Source organism: Neobittarella massiliensis (ex Bilen et al. 2018) (assembly GCF_014269355.1).
GTDB lineage: Bacteria > Bacillota > Clostridia > Oscillospirales > Ruminococcaceae > Neobittarella > Neobittarella massiliensis.
The window spans coordinates 447,274-470,575 of sequence record NZ_JACOGI010000002.1 but is presented as its reverse complement, the minus strand read 5'-3'; the positions used below and the strand labels follow the sequence as shown (position 1 = coordinate 470,575).

At 61.4% G+C, this 23,302-nt stretch carries 21 protein-coding genes; 8 read left to right on the top strand and 13 right to left on the bottom strand.

Annotation, left to right across the window (positions count from 1 at the left end; genetic code table 11):
* Positions 1-318: 318 nt before the first annotated feature.
* The 3 genes from H8K20_RS11275 to H8K20_RS11265 form a co-directional block, all read right to left on the bottom strand.
* Positions 319-1,401 (bottom strand): lysylphosphatidylglycerol synthase transmembrane domain-containing protein, encoded by a 1,083-nt coding sequence (locus tag H8K20_RS11275; RefSeq protein ID WP_105205319.1) that lies wholly within the window; start codon positions 1,399-1,401, stop codon positions 319-321.
* Entirely contained in the window at positions 1,398-2,114 is a 717-nt protein-coding gene (locus tag H8K20_RS11270) for a polysaccharide deacetylase family protein (protein ID WP_186488472.1), read from the bottom strand. Before H8K20_RS11270 ends, H8K20_RS11275 begins: the two co-directional genes overlap by 4 nt.
* A gap of 92 nt (positions 2,115-2,206) precedes the next feature.
* A complete protein-coding gene (locus H8K20_RS11265) occupies positions 2,207-3,343 on the bottom strand; it encodes an MGDG synthase family glycosyltransferase (protein ID WP_105205321.1) in 1,137 nt (378 codons plus the stop codon).
* Between the two features lie 1,314 nt (positions 3,344-4,657).
* On the opposite strand from H8K20_RS11265, the gene H8K20_RS11260 reads away from it, so the two are divergent.
* The 3 genes from H8K20_RS11260 to H8K20_RS11250 are packed head-to-tail and all read left to right on the top strand — an operon-like array spanning position 4,658 to position 7,749.
* Positions 4,658-5,968, top strand: coding sequence for an amidohydrolase family protein (locus tag H8K20_RS11260; RefSeq protein WP_186488471.1), 1,311 nt, complete (start codon positions 4,658-4,660; stop codon positions 5,966-5,968).
* Between the two features lie 12 nt (positions 5,969-5,980).
* On the top strand, positions 5,981-7,072 hold the full coding sequence (locus tag H8K20_RS11255) for a carbohydrate kinase (protein WP_186488470.1): 1,092 nt from the start codon (positions 5,981-5,983) through the stop codon (positions 7,070-7,072).
* Entirely contained in the window at positions 7,069-7,749 is a 681-nt protein-coding gene (locus H8K20_RS11250; protein WP_186488469.1) for a phosphoribosylanthranilate isomerase, read from the top strand. The genes H8K20_RS11255 and H8K20_RS11250 overlap by 4 nt, the downstream gene beginning before the upstream one ends.
* Positions 7,750-7,882: 133 nt before the next feature.
* On the opposite strand, the gene H8K20_RS11245 is transcribed toward H8K20_RS11250, so the two are convergent.
* The 5 genes from H8K20_RS11245 to H8K20_RS11225 all read right to left on the bottom strand — a co-directional run bounded on the left by H8K20_RS11245 (position 7,883) and on the right by H8K20_RS11225 (position 12,064).
* Positions 7,883-9,256 carry a sensor histidine kinase gene (locus H8K20_RS11245; protein WP_186488468.1) on the bottom strand — a complete coding sequence of 458 codons (1,374 nt, stop codon included), beginning with the start codon at positions 9,254-9,256 and terminating at the stop codon, positions 7,883-7,885.
* A complete protein-coding gene (locus H8K20_RS11240; RefSeq protein ID WP_186488467.1) occupies positions 9,249-9,950 on the bottom strand; it encodes a response regulator transcription factor in 702 nt (233 codons plus the stop codon). The genes H8K20_RS11245 and H8K20_RS11240 overlap by 8 nt, the downstream gene beginning before the upstream one ends.
* Before the next feature lie 154 nt (positions 9,951-10,104).
* Complete coding sequence (locus H8K20_RS11235) at positions 10,105-10,665, bottom strand: GNAT family N-acetyltransferase (protein WP_186488466.1); 561 nt, start codon at positions 10,663-10,665, stop codon at positions 10,105-10,107.
* Positions 10,665-11,333 (bottom strand): deoxyribose-phosphate aldolase, encoded by a 669-nt coding sequence (deoC, locus tag H8K20_RS11230; RefSeq protein WP_186488465.1) that lies wholly within the window; start codon positions 11,331-11,333, stop codon positions 10,665-10,667. The genes H8K20_RS11235 and deoC overlap by 1 nt, the downstream gene beginning before the upstream one ends.
* Before the next feature lie 83 nt (positions 11,334-11,416).
* Positions 11,417-12,064: an NAD(P)H-dependent oxidoreductase gene (locus H8K20_RS11225; protein ID WP_186488464.1), complete on the bottom strand. Its 648-nt coding sequence runs from the start codon at positions 12,062-12,064 to the stop codon at positions 11,417-11,419.
* A gap of 482 nt (positions 12,065-12,546) precedes the next feature.
* Here H8K20_RS11225 and H8K20_RS11220 point away from each other — a divergent pair, with 482 nt between their 5' ends.
* Complete coding sequence (locus tag H8K20_RS11220; protein WP_186488463.1) at positions 12,547-14,517, top strand: Ig-like domain-containing protein; 1,971 nt, start codon at positions 12,547-12,549, stop codon at positions 14,515-14,517.
* Between the two features lie 137 nt (positions 14,518-14,654).
* On the opposite strand, the gene H8K20_RS11215 is transcribed toward H8K20_RS11220, so the two are convergent.
* Complete coding sequence (locus H8K20_RS11215) at positions 14,655-15,584, bottom strand: nucleoside hydrolase (protein WP_186488462.1); 930 nt, start codon at positions 15,582-15,584, stop codon at positions 14,655-14,657.
* 42 nt (positions 15,585-15,626) lie between these two features.
* Positions 15,627-16,595 carry a nucleoside hydrolase gene (locus tag H8K20_RS11210; RefSeq protein WP_186488461.1) on the bottom strand — a complete coding sequence of 323 codons (969 nt, stop codon included), beginning with the start codon at positions 16,593-16,595 and terminating at the stop codon, positions 15,627-15,629.
* A 283-nt stretch (positions 16,596-16,878) separates the two neighbouring features.
* Here H8K20_RS11210 and H8K20_RS11205 point away from each other — a divergent pair, with 283 nt between their 5' ends.
* The gene (locus tag H8K20_RS11205) at positions 16,879-17,511 is read left to right on the top strand and encodes a Crp/Fnr family transcriptional regulator (RefSeq protein ID WP_129589435.1); all 633 of its coding nucleotides are present in this window, start codon (positions 16,879-16,881) and stop codon (positions 17,509-17,511) included.
* Between the two features lie 183 nt (positions 17,512-17,694).
* Here H8K20_RS11205 and H8K20_RS11200 read toward each other — a convergent pair whose 3' ends face one another.
* Positions 17,695-19,095: an MATE family efflux transporter gene (locus H8K20_RS11200; RefSeq protein WP_105205334.1), complete on the bottom strand. Its 1,401-nt coding sequence runs from the start codon at positions 19,093-19,095 to the stop codon at positions 17,695-17,697.
* A gap of 415 nt (positions 19,096-19,510) precedes the next feature.
* On the opposite strand from H8K20_RS11200, the gene H8K20_RS11195 reads away from it, so the two are divergent.
* Together H8K20_RS11195 and H8K20_RS11190 are read left to right on the top strand one after the other, a co-directional pair.
* A complete protein-coding gene (locus H8K20_RS11195) occupies positions 19,511-20,191 on the top strand; it encodes a response regulator transcription factor (protein ID WP_105205335.1) in 681 nt (226 codons plus the stop codon).
* Positions 20,178-21,749 carry a HAMP domain-containing sensor histidine kinase gene (locus tag H8K20_RS11190; RefSeq protein ID WP_186488460.1) on the top strand — a complete coding sequence of 524 codons (1,572 nt, stop codon included), beginning with the start codon at positions 20,178-20,180 and terminating at the stop codon, positions 21,747-21,749. Before H8K20_RS11195 ends, H8K20_RS11190 begins: the two co-directional genes overlap by 14 nt.
* A gap of 116 nt (positions 21,750-21,865) precedes the next feature.
* Here H8K20_RS11190 and H8K20_RS11185 read toward each other — a convergent pair whose 3' ends face one another.
* Complete coding sequence (locus tag H8K20_RS11185) at positions 21,866-22,453, bottom strand: GNAT family N-acetyltransferase (RefSeq protein WP_186488459.1); 588 nt, start codon at positions 22,451-22,453, stop codon at positions 21,866-21,868.
* A 31-nt stretch (positions 22,454-22,484) separates the two neighbouring features.
* The gene (locus tag H8K20_RS11180; RefSeq protein ID WP_186488458.1) at positions 22,485-22,682 is read right to left on the bottom strand and encodes a hypothetical protein; all 198 of its coding nucleotides are present in this window, start codon (positions 22,680-22,682) and stop codon (positions 22,485-22,487) included.
* Between the two features lie 251 nt (positions 22,683-22,933).
* Here H8K20_RS11180 and H8K20_RS11175 point away from each other — a divergent pair, with 251 nt between their 5' ends.
* Positions 22,934-23,209, top strand: coding sequence for a hypothetical protein (locus tag H8K20_RS11175; protein ID WP_186488457.1), 276 nt, complete (start codon positions 22,934-22,936; stop codon positions 23,207-23,209).
* Positions 23,210-23,302 lie beyond the last annotated feature (93 nt).

Genomic DNA, 23,302 nt, shown 5'->3' with positions numbered 1-23,302 from the left:
TGGTATAACCATACTTTTTCATTCATTTTTAATATTGGGGTATATGCACAAAAAAGGCGATCTGTTTTTCACAGATCGCCCTATAAATCGCTATTTATATAATATTTACTTTTTAGAACGGAAAAGTATAGTTATATTTTAACAAATTATATAATTATGTCAAGCTTTCCCGCAAAATGTCTATTTTATTTTTGCAATATGTTACCTTGAGTATCTGCTCTGAACGCCACGAGCCCGCACCTGTGAGGGAACAGGTGCGGGCCCGCAGCGCTTGGATCTTGAGATATAATAAGGTGATTGTGAAAGGTGAAACTGCGGTCAGTGGCCGCAGCAGTCACGGCTGGAGGAAGGTTTGGCCGCCGGGCCCACTGCCCGGCGTATGGTGCCCAGCTGGGCAAAGATCGCCACGCCGCCGCTGATGAGCAGCATGAGGTAAAAGCTGATGCCGCGGCTGAGCATCATGGCCGGCAGCAGGGCGGCGGTGGGGAAAAAGATCTTAAACAGGGTCATGAATCCGCCCTCGGAAGCGCCCACCGCACCGGGCAGCGGCAGCGAGCCCACCGCCAGCGCCAAAATGGCCTGCATGGCCAACACTTCGACCATGCCGAACTGGGTAAAGCCAAAGGCGCGGTACACGAAGTAGGGCACCAGATAGGTAAAGCTGAGCTGAAAGATGGTAGCCAGCAACACCCCCAGCAGGATACCGGGTTTTTGGCGCAGATATTTGGCGCCGTCGCGGTACTCGCTGATCTGCTCGTCGACACTGTCGAGCAGCTTTTGCGGGTCTTTTAAGATGTGCAGCTTGTGCAGTACCCGCACCCCCCAGCGCACCATACGGCGGGCCAGGTTTTGCGAGAACACGGCGGTGAGGATGACCCCCAGCAGGATGACGTTGATGACCACCCCGTAGAGCAGCAGCACCCAGATGCCGCCGGCGTTCTTCCCCACGAATTGGGGGCGCAGCAAAAAGGTGACGAGCGCGTACCCCAGCTGTACCACCTGGTACACCGAGATGAGGATGAGGATGGTCAGCGAGGAGTGGGAGAGATTGACGCCGTCTTTTTTCATGTGGTACAGCTGCATGGGCTGCCCGCCGGAAGCCGACGGCGTGATGGAGCTGTAGTAAAAGCCGATAAAGCTGTATTTGTAGCAGCGCAAAAAGGGCAGCTTGCGCCCCAGCGAGCCCAACACGATCTTGATGCTGGTGGCCTCGCTGGCGATATAGAGGAACATGCTGGCCACTGCCGCCAACAGCCACACCGGGTTTACCGCGCGCACGGTCGCCATCAGCGCGCCCAGGTCGTTGCCCTTTAAAAACACGTAGAAGGTGGCGCCGATCAGAGCGGCCAAAAACAGAAGGCTGCCCAGATATTTTTTCTTGTCCTCGACGATAGCGCTCATAGCTGCACCTGCTGCGGGGTGACAAAGTGATAGCCCCGCCCCTTTAAGATGGGCAGCACCCGCGCCAGCGCCTGGATGGTGCGCGTTGGGGCGCCGGGAGCGCCGCCGGAATTTTCGCCCGCATCGTGCAGGCAGATGATCGAGCCGCCTTTGACCCGCGCCAGCAGCTTGTCGGTGATGACGTCGGCGGTGGAGCGGGCGCTCCAGTCCTCAGCCATCACGCTCCACAGGATGGGGCGCATGCCGTAGCGCCGGGCCGTGGGCAGCGTGTGGGGGTTGGTGTAGCCCCACGGCGGCCGGTAGTAGCGGGGCGTTACCCCCATAGAGGCCAGTATCTGCACGCTCTGCGCGAACTCGTACTGGGTGTAGCGGCCGCTGCTCAGCCAGGCGCAGCGGTGCGAGAGCGCATGCAGCGCCACGGTGTGGCCCTCTGCCTGCATGCGCTTTATGATCGCGGGGTTTTCACGGGCGTTGTCGGCCACCACGAAAAAGGTGGCGTGGACCTCCTCTTTTTTGAGCAGGTCTAAGAGCGCCGGGGTGTAGCGGGGGTCGGGCCCGTCGTCAAAGGTGAGCATGACGGCGTTTTGCTGGGGGATGGTGCGCACCATGTCGCGGCGGATGCGCTTGTTATAAATGGTGGGCACTACCGTGTAGCCGGCGGCGCAGGCCGCGGTGACACCCAGTGCGGTGAGCAATAAGCTGTGTTTTGCCATAGTCGTCGTCTCTCTCCTGTCTGTGCCCGGGCGGGGCCGCCGGTGCGGCGCGATCTATAAAAGTAAAAAGTTGGGGTGCTGTTGTTGCTGTTTTACTGGGCCACCCACTGGGCCGCTGCCGGGTAGCTGACAGCTGCCGGCTGGCCGGGGCGGTAGGTGCCGGTGCGGTACTGGGACACCGTTTTGACGATGGCCTGCGGGTCTACCGACTGTTTGAGCCGCCGCACATTTTGACGCAGGGTGCGCAGCTGCCGCTCATCGCTCATGATGCGGCCGATCTCGGCCACGCAGCGCTGGGGTTTTTTGGGCAGTACCAGCCCGATCTGCTGCTTTTGGATAAAGCCGGCGTTTTTTACCTCCTGCTGCAAAAACGGGGCGAACACCAGAATGGGCAGCTCGGAGAATACCGTCTCGAACAGGGTGATCCCGCCGGGCTTGGAGATGACCACATCGGCCTGCTGCATGTAGCGGTACACCTGGTCGGTGTAGCCCACCACCTCGATATGGGGGTACTTGCCGTGCAGCTTTTGGTACAGCTCGTGGTTGTTGCCGGTGATGATGGTGGTGGTGACCCCCTTGAGGTCGTTTAGGCCCTGGTAAAAGCTGCGCGACTTGGGCAGCAGGCCCAGGCCACCGCCCATGATGAGCAGCCGCTTGCCGGTACGGGGGGCCCGCAGCGCCGAGTGGAACTGCTCCTTGACCGGAATTCCGCTGATGAGGATGCGCTCGGGCGACACCCCTTTTTCGATCAGGCTTTGGCGGATAGAGTCACAGGCCACCAGGTACACGTTGGTGTGGGGGTTGATCCACTCCCGGTGCGAGCTCACGTCGGTGATGCAGGTGATGAGGGGAATATCGCTGTGCTCCCGCTCTTTGTAGCGGCTGACCAGCTGCGAGCAAAACGGCAGCGTGGAGACGATCAGGTCGGGCTGGGCGGCGTCCATCAGCTGCACCAGCTTGGCGGCGAAATAGTGGTAAAACGGCGGCCGCACCGCACCGCGCTGATTTTCGCCCAATTTATAGTAGAGGTTATAGATGGGCGCGCCTTTGTCGGCCAGCAGCGCATAGGCGCTGTACAGCTTGTCGGCAGCTGTGCCGATGGTGTAGTCGAAGATATCCTGCACGGTGACGTTTACGTCGTCAAACTGCGCGCATATCTCCTCTGCCAGTGTTTTTGCCGCTGAAAAATGACCCATGCCGAACCGGCCAGTGAGTACCAGTACATTCACAGCGCCCGCCTCCTCTTTTTCAAAACTTCCAAATTATCGCTGGGGCGCGTGCCAGACGCCCACTCTCTTTTGACTGTCTTTAGTATAGGCCCCAAATCTAAAATCCGGCTTAATCAAATCTGAAGAATTCTTAATTATTTCACTGCAAAATTCTTGAACGGCTTTTGGCGCGAGAGGTCAAATAGGGCTTGTGTATCTGGCGGGATACCGCTCCCCGCCTGGTTGCGCCAAAAGCGCAAAAACGCTGGCGGCCCAAGCTCGGCCGCCTCTTTTGCCGACTCTGTCGCCAAAAGCACCGCTTTTTTGCCACCAACTATTGCTGTCTGCTACGCTCAGGGGGCGAGAGAGGTCAAATAGGGCTTGTGTATTTAATGAGATACCGCTCCCCGCCTGGTTGCGCCAAAAGCGCAAAAATGCTGGCGGCCCAAGCCCGGCCGCCTCTTTTGCCGACTCTGTCGCCAAAAGCACCGCTTTTTTGCCACCAACTATTGCTGTCTGCTACGCTCAGGGAGCGAGAGAGGTCAAATAGGGCTTGTGTATTTAATGAGATACCGCTCCCCGCCTGGTTGCGCTAAAAGCGCAAAAACGTTGGCTGCCCAAGCTCGGCCGCCTCTTTTGCCGACTCTGTCGCCAAAAGCACCGCTTTTTTGCCACCAACTATTGCTGTCTGCTCCGCTCAGGTGGCGCGAGAGGTCAAATAGGGCTTGTGTATCTGGCGGGATACCGCTCCCCGCCCGGTTGCGCCAAAAGTGCAAAAACGCTGGCGGCCCAAGCCCGGCCGCCTCTTTTGCCGACTCTGTCGCCAAAAGCACCGCTTTTTTGCCACCAACTATTGCTGTCTGCTCCGCTCAGGTGGCGCGAGAGGTCAGATAGGGCTTGTGTGTATAGCGGGATACCGCTCCCCGCCTGGTTGCACCAAAAGTGCAAAAATGCTGGCGGCCCAAGCTCGGCCGCCTCTTTTGCCGACTCTGTCGCCAAAAGCACCGCTTTTTTGCCTGGGTCGTCTGTTCTATATACTTTGCACTCCACTTCACTGGAGGAGCGCATATCTTATGGACGTGGGGCGTCTTTTGTTTGCGCGCCGCAGAACGAAAACATGGCCCGCCAAAACAGATAAAGCAGCGCATCCGTATGGGCGGCGGGTACCCGGCGGCGACGCTTTTGGGGGCCGACATTTTGTTGGGTTTTGGCCGGCATCACATCCCACCATAGCAAATAAAAAGGCCTGAAAATAGTCAAATGACTATTTTCAGGCCTTTTTATTGTAATCTCTGGCCGCCTCCCTTATGCTTTACTCAAAAGGAGGTATTCCCCATGACCTATACGCTCAGCGGCTGCCGCGTCATCACCGGCGACGAGCAGTGCCCCTACTACCCGGCGGCCAACATCGTCATAAAGGACGGCATCATCAAAAAGATCGGCCCGGCGGAGATCTGTCCGGCAGAAGGCGAGCAGATCTCGCTGCGCGGGAAACTGGTGGCACCGGGGCTCATCAACTGCCACCACCACCTGCCCAGTGTGCTCTACCGCGATCTGGGCAGCGATCTGCCGCTTATGGACTGGCTGCAGCAGGCGATGTGGCCGGCCCAGGCCCATATGACCGGGGAGGACGCCTACTGCGCTGCCCTGCTGAGCTGTGCCGAGCAGATACAAAACGGCATCACCACCACCGTGGACCAGTACTATTACGCCGACTGCAATGCCCGGGCGGTAAAGCGCAGCGGCATGCGGGCGGTGATCGGCGCCACCGTGTTTGACCACCCCTCGCCCGAGAGCAAAGACACGCTGCAGACGGCGGTGGATTTTATTGAAAAATACCGCCATGACGAGCGGATCACCCCCTGTTTTGGGCCTCACGCCCCGTACACCGAGTCGCCCCGCACCTACCGCCGCATTGCCGCATTGGCCGCCGAGATGGGAGTGATGGTGCACACCCACATCGGCGAGACCCGCGGCGAAGTCGACTGCATACGGGAAAAATACGGCACCACCAGCACCCAACTGCTGGAAGAGACCGGGCTGTTTGAAAACCGGGTCATCGCCGCCCACAACATCTACCTGAGCCCACAGGATATCGACATCTTTGCCAAGCACCAGGTGGGGGCTGTATTTTGCCCGGTGAGCAACCTGAAGCTGGCCAGCGGTATCCCCGACATCGCCCCTTTTATAAAGGCCGGTATCCCCACCGCTTTCGGCACCGACGGGGCCGAGAGCAACAACGCACTAGACCTGCTGCAAGACGCAAAGATCGGCCTGCTGCTGCAAAAGACGATGCACCGGGATGCCGCGCTGATGCCCGCCGAGCAGGGGCTTGCCATGCTCACCGCCGAGGCGGCGGACATTATTGGCATGGCGCACTGCCTGGGCCGCCTGATGCCCGGCTACCAGGCCGACCTGGTGGTGTTTGACGACGCCTTTGCCAACGCCGTGCCCCACCACGCCACCGCGGCACAGGAGACCGCTCATCTGCTGTACAGCCTGTCGGGCAAAAACGTCCAGAGCACTATGGTCGCCGGCAAGTGGCTGATGTACGAGCGACAGATCCGCACCTTTGACTACCCCGCAGTGGCGCGGCAGGTACAGCAGCGCGCCGCCCGCATCGCCGCCGACGCCGGCCTATTATAAGGAGGGACCACCATGACCAAACGAGAATTTGAGATCCTCAACTATTTAAAAGCACATCCTATGGCCACCCAGGACGAGATCGCCCAGGCTTTTTGCGTGGCCCGCTCTACCATCTCGGCGCATATCAGCAACCTGCAGAGCAAGGGGTATATCGCCGGCCGCGGCTACATCTTTAACCGCGACTATGTGGTCTGCGCCGGCACCTCTAACGTGGATGTATCCGCCTTTGCCTCGGCGCCGCTGGCCATGCACAACAAAAACCCCAACGCAGTGGTCAAGATGAGTGCCGGCGGCGTGGCCCGCAACATCTGCGAGAACCTGTCCCGGCAGGGGATCAACACCAAGATGCTCACCAACGTGGGCAGCGACGGCAACGGCCGCTTTCTCATCAAGGCCAGCCGGCAGGCGGGCATCGACATGGACCACGTGCAGGTGGTAAAAGGCGCGGCCAGCTGCACCTACATCTCGCTGCACCAGCCAAACGGAGATCTGGCCCTGGGAGTGACCGATATGCACCTGTCGCAGCTGCTCACCCGCGCGTATTTTCAGTCTAAGCGGCCGGTGATCGAGGGAGCCCGTTTTTTGGTGCTCTCACCTTGTCTGCCAAAGGAGAGCCTCGACTACCTGCTGCACATCGAGGGCGTGCCCTGTTTTGTGGACGTGGTGTCCTCTGAGTACGTGCCCAAGGTGCAGCCGCTGCTGGGGCGGCTGCACACCCTAAAGGCCAACGAGTTTGAGATACAGGCGCTGACCGGCATTGAACTGCGCGGCGAGAAAGACCTGGAAAAGAGCGCCCGCTGGGTGCTGGAGCACGGGGTACAGCAGGTGTTCATCACGCTGGGCGAGCGCGGCGCCTACGCCCAGAACCAAAAGGGGCAGAAGGTGCGCATGCCCGCCCCCAGCGTAGCACATATCGCCAGCACCGACGGCGCCGGCGACGCCTTTAGCGCCGCTATCATCTACGGGGCGCTCAACCAGTTCTCGCTGACGCATACCGTGGCCTATGCGCAGAGCGCCGCCGCGCTGACGCTGCAGTGTGACAGCGCCATCAACCCGGCTCTCTGCGCCGAGAAGATCTTAGAATTTCAGGGAGGACAATCATGATCAAACAGATCTACCCCATCGTGTCGCTGCCAGAGGCCAACGCCTGTATCGAAGCCGGGGTCACCGTGCTGGGCCTCAACCCGGTCGCACGCCCCCGGGGCTCGGTAGGCGAGATCAGCTATGCGCGCGCACAGCAGATCATCGCCGGCGTCAAAGACCGCTGTAAAGTAGTCGTCATCGCCCTGGAAAACGACCCGCAGGTCATTTTGGAAAAAGCGCGCCTTTTAAGACCGGATATCCTGCACATCAGCGGCGACAGATTTTGCGCCGACCGCGAGCTGGTGGCCACCTGCAAGCGGGAGCTGCCCTTTATGAAGATCATGCAGGCCGTGCAGGTGGTCGACACCACCGCCATCGAGCAGGCCAAGACATTTGGCCTCTTTGTCGACTACCTCATCCTCGATACCGGCAGTAGCTCTGATAAGGGAATTGGCGCCTCGGGCCGTACCCACGACTGGAACATCAGCCGGCAGATCGTCAACTCCTGCGGCGTGCCGGTGGTATTGGCCGGCGGGCTGGGCTGCGACAACGTGCAGCAGGCTATTCGCAAGGTGCGCCCCTGGGGGGTGGATTCGATGACCAAGACCAACTGCCCCCGCCCCGACGGCGACCGCGCCAAAGACCTGGAACAGGTGCGGCTGTTTTGCCGGTTGGCAGACCGCGCCGCCCCGCAGTAGCTGACCGCCTGCGCTCGGCGCGCCCCGGTTCCCCGGCGGCGGGGCGCCGAGCTCTCTATCTCTCCTAAAAGCACAGCGCCCCCTGACAGATGTCAGGGGGCGCTGTGCTTTTAGCCGCTGCGGGCGGTGGCGATCATGTGCGCTCTGGCAAAAATACGCTGCCCGCCCCTTTAGGCGGAGTGCTTCGGTCTACCGGCAGCACGGCCAGTGCCGAAAAGCAGCCGTTTTCTTGGCTGTACAGCAGCTTGCCGCCGTGGCGCTGCAGGATACGGCGGCAGGTGCGCAGGCCCAGGCCGGTGCCGCCGGTATCGCTGCCGGGCTTTATCGCATTGCGCTGGCGCACCGCCACCCGCCGCCGGTCCAGCAGCACCTGCACGGTGATGGGCTGGGTCTCATCGGCGTACTTGACGATGTTCTGGGCCAGATTGTCAAACACCCGCCGCACCCGGCCCGGGTCGGCCCACAGCGTATAGGCCCGGTCGGTCTCGTCTTGCAGCTGTACCGTAAAGCCCCGGTCGCCCAGCGCGCACAGACACTCCTGCACACACTGCTCGATGAGCTGGCCGTCCAGCAGCTGAAAGCGAAACGGGATATTCTCGTTTTGCACCAGCGTGTGCTCGAACAGGTCGTCGGTCATATCTTTGAGGCGGTGGGCCTGGCCTGAGGCCCGGCTGGCAAACTGCCGCAGCTCGGCGGTATCTTTACAGCGGCCGTCGGCGATGTAATCCAAATAGAAGATGACCGAGGTCAGCGGGGTGCGGATATCGTGGGACACCGAGGCGATGATCTCGCGGTTCTCGCGCTCCAGCGCCGCCTGCTGCTCGCCGCGCTCGCGCACCGCCTGCGCCATATCGTTGATGCTGTGGGCCAGCGAGGCCAGCTCGTCGCGCCCCTGTACCGGAATGCGGTACTCCAGCGAGCCGCTCTCCATAATGCCGATGCCCTGCTCGATGCGCCCCAGGTAGCGGATCTTCTTTTTGAACCAGCTGGTGAAGAACACCAAAAACAAAAAGAACACCAGCGCATAGCAGCCCGAGCGCAGCAACACCTCGTACCGGGTGCGGAAAAAGGCGGTCACCACCACCTTGGCGCTGCCGTCGGCAAACTGCAGGTCGTACACGTGCTGATAGGGCAGCAGCGGCTGGGAGGCGTGCTCGGTGCCGGTGAGATCGTTTTGAAAGCTGAGACTGTCGTACACCACCTCGCCGCCCTTATAGATGCGCATGAACACGTACCAGTTCTGCCGGTTCCAGCGGACGATGGCCTGCTTGCTCTGGGAGGTCAGCCCCTCGTCGGTCACGTACTCCTGCAGGTCTTTCATCAGGTACACCAGTTCCTCGCGCTTGCCGGCGCTGTCGCCGCGGGGGCTGTCGGGGATGAGGTGCAGCGCAAAGTAGACGGCAAAGCCGATGGCGGCGGCCAGCAGCAGCGACACCACCAGCGCGCCGATGGCGGTGACTTCCAGCTTGGTGCGGTTGCGGCGGCGCGCACGCCGGCGCTCAGCCAACGTAGTAACCTTTTCCCCACGCCGTCTGGATGTACTGGGGCGACTGGGGGTCGCGCTCCAGCTTTTTGCGCAGGTTGCGGATGTGCACCATCACCGTGTTGTTGGCGGTGTAAAAATAGGGTTCGCCCCAGATCTGCTCGTACAGCGTTTGGGCCGAGTACACTCGCCCCCGGTTCTGCACCATCAGCAGCAGCATTTTAAACTCGATCTCGGTGAGCTCTACCCGGCGGCCGTCCACCATCACCTGGTGGCAGTCGGTATCCACCGTTAGGTCGCCGGCGGTAAACAGGTGGCGGCGGCTCTCCTCTTTGCCTTTATACACGTAGTAGCGGCGCAGCAGACTCTTTACCCTGCTGATGAGTTCGCCGTACGAAAAGGGTTTGGCCAGGTAGTCGTCACCGCCGGCCGAAAAGCCCATGGTCTTGTCCTGTTCCTGGGTCTTGGCGGTCAAAAACAGGATGGGGGCGGTGGTCTTTTGCCGCAGGTGGGTACACACCTGGATGCCGGTGAGCCCCGGCATGACCACATCTAAAATGTACAGATCTACGGTGTCGTCGGCCAGCTGCAGGGCCTGCAGGCCATCGGCGGCCTTGAGCACCTCGCAGCCCTCGCCCAGCAGCAGTATCTCGACGATATCGCAGATCTCGGGGCTGTCGTCAGCCACCAGTACCCGCATCTTGCCCTCGGCGTTCATCGGGCAGCCCTCCTCTTTCTCTCGTTTGCTGTTGTGCTGTTGTGATATTGATGCCACTACGGCTATTGTGCCTACTGCGCTGTAAATAGGCACACAGCAGCCCCCGGGCCGGGCAGTATCCGGTCCCGGGGGGCGCAGTAGGCGTGTTCCTTTTTTAACGGGGCAGCTTTTTTTGCAGATAGCGCACCGTAAAGGGCAGGCCGGGATAGGTCTTATCCTCTTTGGTGGCGTAGCCCAGCCGGTGGTAAAAGCTCTCTAGCTTGGCAAAGCTGGCCACGATGCTCAGCCGCACCTTTTTGGCCCCCAGTGCCCGCAGTGCCCCCTCGGCAAAATACACGCACCGGGCGCCCAGATCGCGGCCGCGGTACTGGGGCAGCACCGCCAGCCGATCGATGGAACCGGTGCGGCCGTCGGGGCCTATGTGCAGGCGCACGGTGGCCACCGGCACCCCATCTAGGTAAAACAGGTAGGCGCGGGTGCCGCCAGCCAGGTCGCGCCGCACATCGGCGGCGGTCTCGAAGGCCACATAGTCGGGGCAGCTTTGACGGTCGAGGCCCAGCTCTTTGGCCTGGGCGGCAAACGACACGCCGATCATCCAGGCTATCTGTTCGGCACAGCTCTCGTCGGCCCGCACCGGGCACAGCGCACCGGAGCGGCGCAGTGCCGCAGCGGCCGGCGGCAGCGCCGGGACAGCGATGCGCTTTTTGCCCGCCACTAGTACGCCCCGCCGCTCTCTTGCTGGTTAAAGATCTTGATGGCCGAGCTGGTGCCCAGCCGGTCGGCCCCCAGCTCGATAAACTTCTCCATATCCGCTACCGAGCGGATGCCGCCGGCCGCCTTGATCTTGCAGCGGCCCTTTACACAGCGGGCGAACAGGGCGATATCGTCGAAGGTGGCGCCACCGGTGGAAAAGCCGGTAGAGGTCTTGATAAAGTCGGCCCCGGCGCTACAGACGATGTCGCACATCTTCTCTTTCTCGGCATCGGTGAGCAGGCAGGTCTCGATGATGACTTTGAGGACCTTATCCCCTACCGCCTGTTTTACCGCGCGGATATCACTCTCTACCTGTTCGTACTCACCGGCCTTGAGGGCCCCGATGTGGATGACCATATCGAACTCGCTGGCGCCGTCGGCCAGAGCCTGTTCGGCCTCGGCCACCTTGGCGGCGGTGCTGGTGGCCCCCAGAGGAAAGCCGATGACGGTGCACACCGGCACCCGCCCGCAGAGGTAGTCGGCCGCCCGCTTTACATATACCGGGTTAATGCAGATAGAGGCGGTGTGCTCCTGCACGGCTTCATCGCACAGCGTCTTTATCTGCGCCCAGGTGGCCTCGGGTTTTAATAAGGTGTGGTCTACCTTTGCCAGGATCTGTTGTCTGGTCATGATCTGTCCTCCCGCGTTGTCGTTTTATAGTGATGCGGGCGCTGCCGCCCGCCGCGTATACGCTGTGTGTCGCCGCCCCGCGCTCAGTCGCGGCAAAAATCCTCCAGCTCGGCACGGCACTGCTCGATCTTTTGGGCAACCAGCCGGTCCTGCCCGGCACCGTAGCCGACAAAGTCGGCGTTTTCAGCCACCACCACCCGGGTGTCGGTGACGCCGTTTGCCGCCAGCACCATGCGCAGCCACTGGTCCCCCAGCGTTACCGCCTGGCCGTCTACCGCCATGGGGCCGCCGCTGGCATACACCGCCAGCGCCTTTTTGCCCCGCAGCAGCCCATGGCAGCCGGTCTCATTAAAATGCATGGTGGTCTCGGCCCGCACCACGGCGGTGAAGTACTGCACCAGCTCGTAGGGGACCAGCTGGTTGTAGTGGGGCACGGCAAAAACATACCGGTCGGCGGCGGCAAACTGAGCCGTTAAGCGCTCCATCTGGCGGATGTTCTCGCGGTCGGCCGGCGCCAGATCAGAGAGCGCATCGCCGCTGCCGATACGGCCCCAGTTTTGCAGGATGGCCGGGCTGGTATAGGGCAGCTTGGCGCCGTCGAGGTGCAGCTGCTGCACACACAGGCCGGGGCAGGCACCCTGTACCATCTGTACGAAAGCCCCGGCGATGCGCCGGGAGACCGACACATCGTCGGGGCGGTGGCTGGCGGTGATGTAGAGCAGTGTTTGCACGGCGGTAAGCCCTCCCTATCTGTCTGCTGCCGGCAGATACCGGCGGCGGTGTACTCTGGTTCTATTATTTCTCTTTTTACCGGAAAAGTCAATCGAAAAGGCGACCGGCAGCGAGCGGGCGACCGAGCACTTTTTAGAGCGTCCGAAAAGGCCAAAAAGCCACAGGTTTTATGGAAAATATTGACTTATACATAAAGGCGGCCTATAATGGTTGCAAGCATATACTGTACTTTTTCGTTCTTTTAAAAAAAGGGAGAAAATAGAAAAAGCAGGCCAGTAAAAAACTGACCTGCCATAAAAACGGCGGTATATGCCTATTTTTTGCGGCGAACGCAAAATCACACCTTATCGGTCTTTTTGGGCCGATGAGGCCGTTCTGCTGTGGGGGGCTGTCGCCCGGCCCCACAACACAGGACAACACAAAGCAGCACAAGACAGCACAGGACAGCACAAGACAGCACAAGAGAGAAGGAGAGGAAAAAATGAAAAAGACGATGGCTCTGCTGTTGGCCGGCGCACTGCTGTGCAGTACCGCCGCCACCGCGGCCGCCGCCGACAGCGGCACCAAGTACATCGGCACCGCCGAGGAACTGGCACAGGCGATCAGCCAGCAGCAAGACGGCCAGCACTGGGTACTGGCCAGCGGCGAATACGACCTCAGCCAGGAGCTGATGGCGCAGTACGCCGATATTCAGATCGGTGGGCAGGGGGGCTTTTACTTCCCCATCACCGCCGACGATCTCACCGTGACCGGCAGCGGCGATACCGTGCTCACCAGCAGCTACCAGACTGCCAACGGCGCCTGGGCCACCCAAAACTTTATTACGGTGGAAGGTGACGGAGTCACCCTGCAGGGGCTCGACCTGCACAGCAAGCAGGAGGTAAACAAGGCCATTGAGGTACTGGGGCAAGACGTGTCGCTGCGCGACCTGGAGCTGCTGCCTACCAGCGATGGCAACAGCGGCTCGATCTACTTTAACCCGCAAAACGACGCCCGGAGCGTGGGCAGCGCCGTGCTGCAGAACGTGTCGCTGCATTCCTGGATCAGCGCCCGCAGCGACACGGTAGCCGGCGGCACGATCGCCCTCGACGGGGTCACCGTCGATTTTACCGGCCTCGACGAGTACGCCGCCAGCGGCTATGGCCCCATCTCGCAAAACAGCTGTTTCGCGGTGCGGGGCGGTCTTACCGTCAAGGTAGATGACAGCGTGGCCGACCTGCAGCAGCAGGTAGTCAGCCGCCTGCCCGACGGCACCCGCCTGGAACTGGCTGACGGCACCTACTGCGCCAACCTGTCGGCGGCAGGCGACCTGACGGTGGTGGGCTCCTCCCGCAATGGGACCATCCTGCTCTTTGACGAGCAGGCCAGAAATCCCCAGAATTACGGCAGCAGCACCGTCAACCCGGTGGTGTACGGCGCCGGTGACCTGACCCTGTGCCACCTGACGGTGACCGGACCCGCAGCCCAACACGGCGGCATCGACGGGGTGTATGGCCGCGGCGATCTGCACATCGAGGATGTGGCTATCACCGATATCCGCTGTGAGGGAGACGGCCAAAAGATCTGCGGCGTACAGTGCGGCAAAGCCATATTGGCCGCGGGCAGCGGCGACGTGACGGTGCTGGATACCGCCATCACCGACTTCCAAAAACAGGCTATCGACGTAAACACCAGCGGCCATCTCACGGTATCCGGCTGCGAGATCCGCGGGGCCGGCAAGCAGGGCATCATCGCCCAAAACGGCATCGTGGTGCGCCAAGGCAGTGCCCAGATACAAAATACAGCCATCTCGGAGCTCGTTTATGAGGCCGACAACGAGTGGTCGCACGGCAGCGTGGGCGTGTACGCGCTGGGCGGCGCCCAGGTAGCCGCTGACGATGTGGTGCTAAAAGGAGTGGACAACACCTATGCCGCCGGCGACGAGGCGGCCATCACGGTGGTGGAGGACAACATCACCTACAAATTTACCGCCACCAGCGATGAGCCCCAGATCGTAGAGATCCGGGCGCTGGAGGTAAAGCTGGACCTGACCGAACTGAAATTAGAGATGGGCGCCACCGCCCGGCTCGGCGCTGTGGTAGAGCCCGCGAACACCACGCTGCCGCTCTGCTGGTCGAGCTCGAACGAGCAGGTCGCCACGGTAAAAGACGGTCTGATCACCGCCACCGGTACCGGTGAGACCACCATTACCGCCACCGTGGGCGAGCTCTCGGCCAGCTGTGCCGTTGTGGTCACCGCCCCGGCCACCGAGCCCGAGCAGCCAGACCAAAAGCCCGACGAAAAAGACCCGGCCCCTGAGCAGCCCGACAAAGACGATACTCAGCCGCCGGCCGGGCAGACGCCGACAGACGAGGCGGCTGATACCGGCGAGCACACGCTGCCGCTGCTGGCGCTGGCCACCGTATCGCTGGTGGCTGTCGGCATCACCGCCGGCAAGCGCCGCCGTCGCTAATTTACCCGCTGACAGCAGCAAGACCCGGGCGACAGCTAAAAAAGGGACCGGCCCCCACAGTGGGGGCCGGTCTCTTTTTGCGCACAGGCGCATAAGACGAGGGATGTAAACGGCGGTCGGTGCCGCCGGGCGAAACACTAGTACTTGGCGGTGGCGAATACCAGGTCTTTGAACTTCGCCGCGTCGATCTCGGTGATGACGGTGCAGTTTTTGTCATCCGCCTCCAGGTCGTAGAGCAGCTGGCCGTAGCCGTCGGGGCTGCGCAGCTCGATATCGGCCCGTGCCTCGAAAGAGCCGGTGATGATGGAGGGGTCGATGAGCACCGCGATGGCGGTGGGGTCGGGCATGGAGATGATATCTTTGCCGTAGGCGTTACGGTTCATCTCCAGCAGGCAGCGGTTGGAGTCGATAAAGAAGTCCCCCACCTCGGTGTGGTAGCTGCGCAGCACCGCCCGGTCGGCGGCGTCGATCTCGGTGTGGCCGTAGCACACATCGATGGGCACGAAGGTGGTGTGCATGCCGCTCTCCAGCACGATCTTCACCGCCTCGGCGTCGAGGGCGATATTGAACTCGGCGTTGGGGGTAAAGGCGTCGATCATCCGCCACTGGCCGCCCATCACCGTGAGGTTTTTCACCTTTTTCATCACCTGGGGCGCCAGCAGGATGGCGGCGGCGATGTTGGTCATGGGGCCGATGGCGCACAGCTCCAGCTCGCCGCTGTCGTCGGCGGCCACGATGTCCACGATCTTCTGCACCGCATTGCCGTCGGCCAGCGGCACATTCGGCTCGGGGTAGTTCATGTTGCCCAGACCGTCGGCGCCGTGGGCGCTCTCCGCCCGGTGCTCCAGCACCCGCAGCAGCGGTATCGCCAGGCCCTGATAGACCGGCGGCTGGTAGGTGGCCGCCTTTTGCACCGAGATGCGGGCGTTGCGGGAGGCCACCTGCAGCGGCACGTTGCCGTGCACGCAGGTGATGGCCTCCACGTGGATATTCTGGGCGCGCAGCGCCATGACCAGCGCGACAGCGTCGTCGCTGGCTGTATCGGTATCGATGATAAATCTTCTCATTGCACTCAGCCTTTCTGCAAAGTCTCTGCCGGCTATGCGGCCTTACCGTTTGAGCATGTCGTAGAGGTAGGTCTTAAAGCCCGGCCCGTCCATGGTCTTGACCACCGTGTGGGTCAGGTGCTCGGCCATGCCCTCCATAATGGTCTTTTTTAAGCGGGTCGCGTTGGTCTGGCCGTGGGTGTGGCTGCCGGAAGTATCCACCTGGATGTTGCAGGCAAAGCTCTCTTTTATAAGGCCCGGGCGCAGGGCAGCGGCCACGGCGGTGGGGTCGGCCAGGCCCAGGACCTCGTTTTTATAGGCTTTTTTGTTGTAGTCGATAAGCGTTTTGTTGCAGTCGATGCAAAAGCGCGCCAGGTCGGTGCCGATATCTTTGATGGCGGCCATTTCGGCGGCGCTCAGGCGGCAGTCGTCATCGGGGCTGGCGGCGCGCTTACACACCTCCAGCGGCACCATGGTGATGGGCACGCCAAAGCGGCAGACGATCTGCGCCGCCTCCGGGTCGGAGAGGATGTTAAACTCCGACACACCGCGGGGGCTGCCGTAACCCAGCTGGCTGCCGCCCATCACGGTGATGCGGCGCAGCTTTTTCATGATGGCCGGCTCCAGGGTGATGGCGATGGCCACGTTGGTCAGCGGCCCCAGGGTGATGAGCTCGATATCCTCGTCGCAGGTATCGATGATGCGCAACATGGCCTGTACCGCACCTTCTTTTTCGGGCTGGTGCACCGGGTCGGGGTATCCGATATCGCCCAGGCCGTCTTGGCCGTGGATGTGCGAGGCGTCGAGCCGCTGGCCGATGAGCGGTTTTTCGGCGCCCACGTACACCGGCGGCAGGTCGTCGCCGCCCACCATATCCAGGGTGATCAGCGCGTTGCGCACCGCCGTTTGCAGCGGCACGTTGCCGGCCACCACGGTAATGGCGGCCACCTTGCAGCTGGGGTCTTTCAGGGCCATGGCCAGCGCTACGGCGTCGTCGCTGGCGGTATCGGTGTCGATAATGTACTTTGCCACTTTTCTGCCTCCTTATGTCTGGGCGCGCCGGGGATGCCCCGGCGCCGGTCGTTGTCTCTATCATACCAGCCTTTTTGCCGGCGCCGGTAGGACGGATGTCCCCAACTTTTACGGCGCGCCGTCCGGTTGCTTTTTTGGGTGGGCTGTGCTACCATTTTTTTAGAAGACCAGGGACCGCATGCGGCCGCCGCTCTTAAAGCGGTAAAGTACATCTGCGCAGCAGCGACAGGCGCAGCACAAGACCGGGCAGCGGTCCGGCCCGCACATATCAGGGGGTGACAAATTGGCGCGAAGATCGATGGAGGCGCTGCTCGCCGGCGCCCCGGCCAGCGTACAGGAGAAGTTTACCCGCATCCGGCTGCGCCACGGCAAAAAGTTGGTGCACATGGGCCAGACTGGCGGCCCGGTATACGTGCTGCTGCAGGGCATGTGCAAGGTGTCGGCAGTGGGGCCCTCCGGCTCGCTGATGGCGGTCACCATCTACCGCCCCTGGGACCTGATTGGGGAGGCGGAGGTGGTGGACGACACGCCGGCCCTGTGCGATATCACCGCGCTGGGCGACTGCGAGCTGCTGGTCATGGACCGCGATACCTTTTTTTCGTGGATGCAGCTGGACTTTGAGTTCGCCAAATATCTGGTGGGCAGCTTGGCGCAAAAACTGGGCTACTTCACCGAGAATGCAGTGACCCAGGTGACCCTGCCGCTGCGGGACCGGCTGTACTGCCTGGTGCAGGAGCAGTGCGGGGCCGACGGGGTGCTGCGCTTTGAAAAGCAGCTGCTGGCCGAACAGTTGGGCACCAGCCTGCGCAGCCTCAACCGCACTATAAAAGAGCTGGTGGCCGAGGGGCGGCTGTGCTACCGAGGCGGGCTGTTGGTGCTGCCCCCGGCCGAGCGCCCACGCGCTGTTTCTCGCTGATATACCGCTTTTATTATTGACGGGTGTGCGCGTTAACCGCTGTCATGCGCCTGTCGCCCCGCCAAAATATAAAGAGAGCCGGCCGAACACCTATAGCGTTCGGCCGGCTCTCTTCTCTATATCACGATCACACGACTAGATGACCGGTTGATCGCAGCTGACAGACAGCGCGCCGATGGCAGGCTAGTCCACATCCCCCAGGTAGCGGATCTCCTGGTCGTAGATGCGGCGGAACAGCCCCACCGAGAAGACGATACACACCAGCTCGGCGATGGGGAACGCCAGCCACACGCCGGTGGCGCCCAGACCGGTGCGGCTGAGCAGGAAGGCGACCGGCAGGATCACCACCAGCTGCCGCAGGATGGAGGTGAACAGGCTGGCCGTGCCGTGGCCGGTGGCCTGAAACGAGGTAGAGAACACGATGCTCACCGCGGCGGTGATAAAACAGGCGCTGAGGATGTGCATGGCCGGGATACCGGTAGACATCATATCTGCCGAGGCGTTGAACATCTGCAGCAGCTGCCGGGGGAAGAGGTTAAACAGCAGCGTGCCCAGCACCATGATGCCCACGGCGATACACTCGCCGATCTTGATGGCGCTGATGAGCCGCTTTTTGTTCTTGGCGCCGAAGTTGTACCCCATGATGGGCATGAGGCCCTGGGTGAGACCGAACACCGGCATGAATACGAACGACTGCAGCTTGTTGTACACGCCCATCACCGCCACCGCCGCCTGCGAGAAGCCGATGAGGATGGCGTTGAGGCCCATGGTCATAAACGAGCCGATAGACTGCATGATGATGGAGGGAAAGCCCACCCGGTAGATGTCTTTGAGGATCTTGCCGTCGGGTCGAAAGCCCTTAAAGTGCACCTTCACTTCGTGCTCCTTTTTAAACAGCACGAAGATGCCCAGCAGCATGCCCAGTATCTGGCCGGCCACGGTGGCGATCGCCGCCCCCAGCACGCCCATTTTGGGCATGCCGAACCAGCCGAAGATGAAGATGGGGTCTAGGATGATATTGGTGATGGCGCCGGTGAGCTGGAACATCATGGGCCAGATCATGTTGCCGGTAGCCTGCAGTATCTTCTCGCAGCTGATCTGCACGAAAGAGCCAAACGACAGGATGGTCACCACGTACCCGTAGTCGCAACCCATCTTAATAACCTCGGCGTCGCCGGTAAAAGCCCCAAAAAAGGGCTTTATGAACAGCGCCCCCAAAATGGCGAACACGATACCGCTGGCCAGCCCCAGAAACATGCCGTGGCTGGCGGCCTTGTCGGCCTCGTCAAAGCGCTTCTCGCCCAGCCGGCGCGAGATCAGCGAGTTGAGGCCCACGCCGGTACCTACACCCACGGCGATGAGCAGCTGCTGCACCGGGAAAGCCAGCGATACCGCCGTCAGCGCCTTCTCGCCGATCTGGGCCACATACATGCTGTCGACGATGTTGTACAGCGCCTGGATGAGCATGGAAAAAATGGCCGGCAAACTCATGCTGACGATGAGCTTCATCATGGGCGCATGGCCCATCTTGTTTTTCTGCTGTTGTTCGGCGGCGGGCGCCGAGACCTTTTTGTTTTCAGACATAAATTTTAATCCTCCTTTGCCAGCGCAGCGGACCCCTCACAAAAAAAGACGACCAACAAGGTGTTGGTCGTGTTTCTCTTCGGAGTTCCTCGAAGTTGGCCTTACCGGGCCAAATTTGAAGTGCCGCTGCGCGTCACTACTTTCTGGTAGCTAGTATATGCCCATCTGCGACAAATGTCAACACAGCGGGGAAAAAGAAAATTTTGGGCGCGGTGACGGGCATGCGGCAGTTCTGTGGTCTCGGGTCGGCCACGGCTCCCCGCGGGGGGCTTTGCCGCGGGCAAAATACGGGCGCGAGCGGCTGTTTTTCATCCACTGTTCACAAAGGCACTGTATGCTGTGGTACAATAAGCAAAAAAAGCGCTGCCGCCGGCCACGTTGTCGGCGGCGGGCAGTGTGAGGAGGCGCATTTTTCATGCGGCTGTTGATCGTAGACGACGAGGCCAAGATCCGCCAGCTGATCGCCAAATACGCGGTCTTCGAGGGGTACGAGGTGGCCGAGGCCGGCGACGGGCTGGAAGCAATCGAGCTCTGCCGCGACCAGCACTTCGATCTCATCATCTTAGACATCATGATGCCCCAGCTCGACGGGTTCTCCACCTGCCGCGAGCTGCGCAAATTCTGCGCCACTCCGGTGCTCATGCTCTCGGCCAGGGGCGAGGAGTTCGACCGCATCCACGGTTTTGAGCTGGGGGTGGACGACTACGTCACCAAGCCGTTTTCGCCCAAAGAGCTGATGATGCGGGTGGCGGCCATCATCAAGCGGGCCGCCGGCGCTGTGCCCGGCATGGAGGACGGCAAAGAGATCTACACCACCACCGGCCTGGTAGTCGACTTCACCGCCCGCATGGTCAAGGTGGACGGCGAGGTGGTGGACATGTCCCCCAAGGAGTACGACCTGCTGTTTTACATGGTGCGCAACCGCGGTATCGCCCTGACCCGCGAAAAGCTCATCACCGCCGTGTGGGGGTACGACTTCTACGGCGACGAGCGCACGCTGGACACCCATATCAAGCTGCTGCGCAAGCGGCTGCGGGAGCACGCCGGGCTCATCACTACACTGCGGGGAGTGGGGTATCGCTTTGAAGACCAGTAGACCCAGGCGCCAGATCAGTATTCGGGCCAAGCTGTCGCTGTATCTTTTGGGGTTCGTGGTGGTATCGCTAGCGCTGCTGTGGCTGTTTCAGGTGGTGTTTTTAGAGAGCTTTTACCGCTCTATCAAAGAAAAACACCTGCGCGCGGGCGCGCTCAGCGCCATCAGCCAGATACAGGACAGCAGCGACATCGACGACACGCTCGAGAAGATCGCCGCCCAGGAAGGGGTGAGCTTTGCGCTGTATAACGCCGACGGGGTGCTCATCAGCTGCGCCGGCACCGGGCCCCAAAACAGCCTGGGCAAGCTCAGTGCCCAAAGTGCCCAGGCACTGCGGCATAAAGTGCTCTCGGCAGAGGACCCGCTGGTAGACCTCACCGACGAGTGGGCCATGTGGTCGGCGGCGGGCAAGAGCTGGCAAAAAGAGCACCAGCCGGTACAGGACCTCACCCCCAGGCTGGAGGAGCAGCTGGGCGAAGACGGCGGTCTGCCCCAGCTGCAGGAGCGCGTCGTCGGCCCCACCCAGCAAGACAGCCTCTCGGGCAAAGGCGGGGTACAGACCATGCTGTGGGGCGGCACCGTACAACAGCAGAATAAAAGCTATATGCTGCTGGCCAGCGCGGTCATCACCCCGGTCAGCAGCACTCGTGAGGCCATCCAGACCGAACTGGTGTACATCAGCTTGGTGCTGGTGGCGCTCTCGATCCTGCTGGCCTGGCTGCTCTCGAAAAAGATCACTTCCCCCATCGTCTTGCTCAACAGTGCGGCCAAAAAGCTGGCCGCCGCCGACTACTCGGCCTCGTTTTACCAGACCGGCTACCGCGAGATCGCCGAGCTCAGCCAAACGCTGGAGCACACCGCCAGCGAGCTGCAGAAGATCGAGCGGCTGCGGCGGGAGCTCATCGCCAACATCTCCCACGATCTGCGCACCCCGCTGACCCTGATCACCGGTTACGGCGAGGTGATGCGCGACCTGCCCGGCGAGAACACGCCGGAGAACCTGCAGGTCATCATCGACGAGGCCCGCCGCCTGAGCAGTCTGGTCACCGACACGCTGGACCTCTCACAGCTGCAGGCCGGGGTGCAGACGCTGAGCACCTCGCCTTTCGATCTCACCCAGCTGGTGCAAAACGTGGTCACCCGCTACGGAGCCATGCTCAAAGAGCAGGGCTATCAGCTGCAGTTTGATCGGGGCGGCAGCGATGAGGGCCAGTGGGTAGAGGCCGACGAGAACAAGATCTACCAGGTGGTGTATAACCTGGTGGGCAACGCCGTCACCTACACCGGCGCGGACAAGCAGGTGCTGGTGCGCCAGCGGGTGCAGGGGGACATGGTCACCATCGAGGTGCTCGACACCGGTGAGGGAATAGAGCCGCAGATGCTGCCCCACATCTGGGAGCGCTACTACAAAGGGGAGAGCGCCCACAAGCGGCCCACCGCCGGTACCGGCCTGGGGCTCTCTATCGTCAAGGGCTGTCTTGAACTGCACCACACCCCGTACGGGGTCAAGAGCGAGCCCGGGCTGGGCAGCTGCTTCTGGTTTTCACTTAAGCGGCTGTAGGCGCCGGTCGGTGTCTTTGTCGTCCTCCTTCTATAAGATAGACAGCGCGCCCAGCATCTGCTGGGCGCGCTGTCTATCTCTCATTCTATTTCTGCCCAGGCGGCCACAGCGACAGCTTACTCTGCCGTATCGGCGCCGCTTTGGCCGTTGTGTTTTTGGTGCTCTGCTGCCAATATGCTGTATACCGCCATATCTACGATACCGGTGTTGTTGCGCCCCGCCTGCCGCAGCGTTCCCTCACGCTGCATGCCGCACTTTACCATCACCCGCCCCGAGGCCGGGTTTTGCAGGTCGTGGCCGGCGGCAATGCGCAAAAAGCCCACCCGGGTAAAAAAGAAGTCGATGATCGCCGCCAGCGCCTCGGTCATCAGCCCCTGACCCCACCAGCGGTGTCCCAGGCAGTAGCCGATCTCCACCCCGCACACCACCGGCTGCTGGTCTACCGCCGAAATGCTGCCGATGGGCTCGCCGCCATCCCGCAGACAAATGGCCCACTGGTAAAAATCCGCCCGGTCATAACTGGGCAGCCACCCGGCCACTACCTGCGCTGTCACCTGGCTGCTGGCATGGGCTGGCCAGGTCAGAAAGCGGGTTACCCGCTCGTCGCTGGCCCAATTTTTATACATGGCGCCACTGTCGGCAGCGGTAAACCGGCGCAGACAGAGCCGGTCGGTATAGATCGTCACGGTGCCCAGATGGGTCATATCCTCTCCTCCTCTTTAAAACGCGGGGCTCTCACCGCTCTTTTTTAAACAGCTCCAGCACCAGCTGGATGACCAGCAGTGGGGCGGCAATAAAGCAAAAGCCGCACAGTATCTCAAACCAGCGACTGCCGGTCATGCTGCCTAGCAGCCCAAAGCCCAGCGCCGCCGACAGCACGCTAAAAAGCAGTGTCGCCACACTCAAAAGTATCCGTCCACTGTGTTCTTTCATTGGCCTCTCCTCCTGCCCGCCGGTACTGTGCCGGCACGCTGTGCGGCGGCAGCAGGCAGCCCCGCCGCAGTTTTTACCAGTATAGCAGGTGGCGGCGGCGCTGTACAGCCCACTACCTATAAAAAACAGCGCGCTCACAAAGTCTTCTCTCGCCGTTCAAAAAACTGTCACCTGCCGGCAGTACGCTATAATCTGTAGTCAAGTCAAACACCAAAGCTGCGGCAGCACACTTTTTAAAGGAGGCTTTCACCATGACTCTTACCCGTATGTTCCCTTATCCCCGTGCCCCCCACACGCTGGTGCTGGAGCTCGACACCCCCGACGCCGAGTGTGCCGTACTGGATCTGGTGCGGCGCTTTAGCCGCTGGCACCGCGTCGAGAGCCGGGTCGTCTATGGTGGCCGCACCGAACTGGTGCTGCTTTTGCGCCCGGTCAAAAAGCACACCGGTTTTGAGCGCGCGCTCGACCGCTCGATGGGCGTGTCTGGGGCCACCCTCTACCCGCCCGGCACATCCATCGCCAGCTAAAAACAGCACCCCCGTGCCCCGTCTGCCACTGTGTGGCAGACGGGGCCCTTTTATGTCGGTGGCGGTAAAACCGGCCAGCGGCCCCGCCAATAC

Bases quoted from the DNA above. Each gene is read 5' to 3' on its own strand.
- H8K20_RS11200 (WP_105205334.1), bottom strand. From the start codon at position 19,095: ATGTCTGAAAACAAAAAGGTCTCGGCGCCCGCCGCCGAACAACAGCAG.
- H8K20_RS11250 (WP_186488469.1), top strand. From the start codon at position 7,069: ATGATCAAACAGATCTACCCCATCGTGTCGCTGCCAGAGGCCAACGCC.
- H8K20_RS11175 (WP_186488457.1), top strand. From the start codon at position 22,934: ATGACTCTTACCCGTATGTTCCCTTATCCCCGTGCCCCCCACACGCTG.
- H8K20_RS11275 (WP_105205319.1), bottom strand. From the start codon at position 1,401: ATGAGCGCTATCGTCGAGGACAAGAAAAAATATCTGGGCAGCCTTCTG.
- H8K20_RS11240 (WP_186488467.1), bottom strand. From the start codon at position 9,950: ATGAACGCCGAGGGCAAGATGCGGGTACTGGTGGCTGACGACAGCCCC.
- deoC (WP_186488465.1), bottom strand. From the start codon at position 11,333: ATGACCAGACAACAGATCCTGGCAAAGGTAGACCACACCTTATTAAAA.
- H8K20_RS11185 (WP_186488459.1), bottom strand. From the start codon at position 22,453: ATGACCCATCTGGGCACCGTGACGATCTATACCGACCGGCTCTGTCTG.
- H8K20_RS11260 (WP_186488471.1), top strand. From the start codon at position 4,658: ATGACCTATACGCTCAGCGGCTGCCGCGTCATCACCGGCGACGAGCAG.
- H8K20_RS11220 (WP_186488463.1), top strand. From the start codon at position 12,547: ATGAAAAAGACGATGGCTCTGCTGTTGGCCGGCGCACTGCTGTGCAGT.
- H8K20_RS11215 (WP_186488462.1), bottom strand. From the start codon at position 15,584: ATGAGAAGATTTATCATCGATACCGATACAGCCAGCGACGACGCTGTC.
- H8K20_RS11180 (WP_186488458.1), bottom strand. From the start codon at position 22,682: ATGAAAGAACACAGTGGACGGATACTTTTGAGTGTGGCGACACTGCTT.
- H8K20_RS11195 (WP_105205335.1), top strand. From the start codon at position 19,511: ATGCGGCTGTTGATCGTAGACGACGAGGCCAAGATCCGCCAGCTGATC.
- H8K20_RS11255 (WP_186488470.1), top strand. From the start codon at position 5,981: ATGACCAAACGAGAATTTGAGATCCTCAACTATTTAAAAGCACATCCT.
- H8K20_RS11270 (WP_186488472.1), bottom strand. From the start codon at position 2,114: ATGGCAAAACACAGCTTATTGCTCACCGCACTGGGTGTCACCGCGGCC.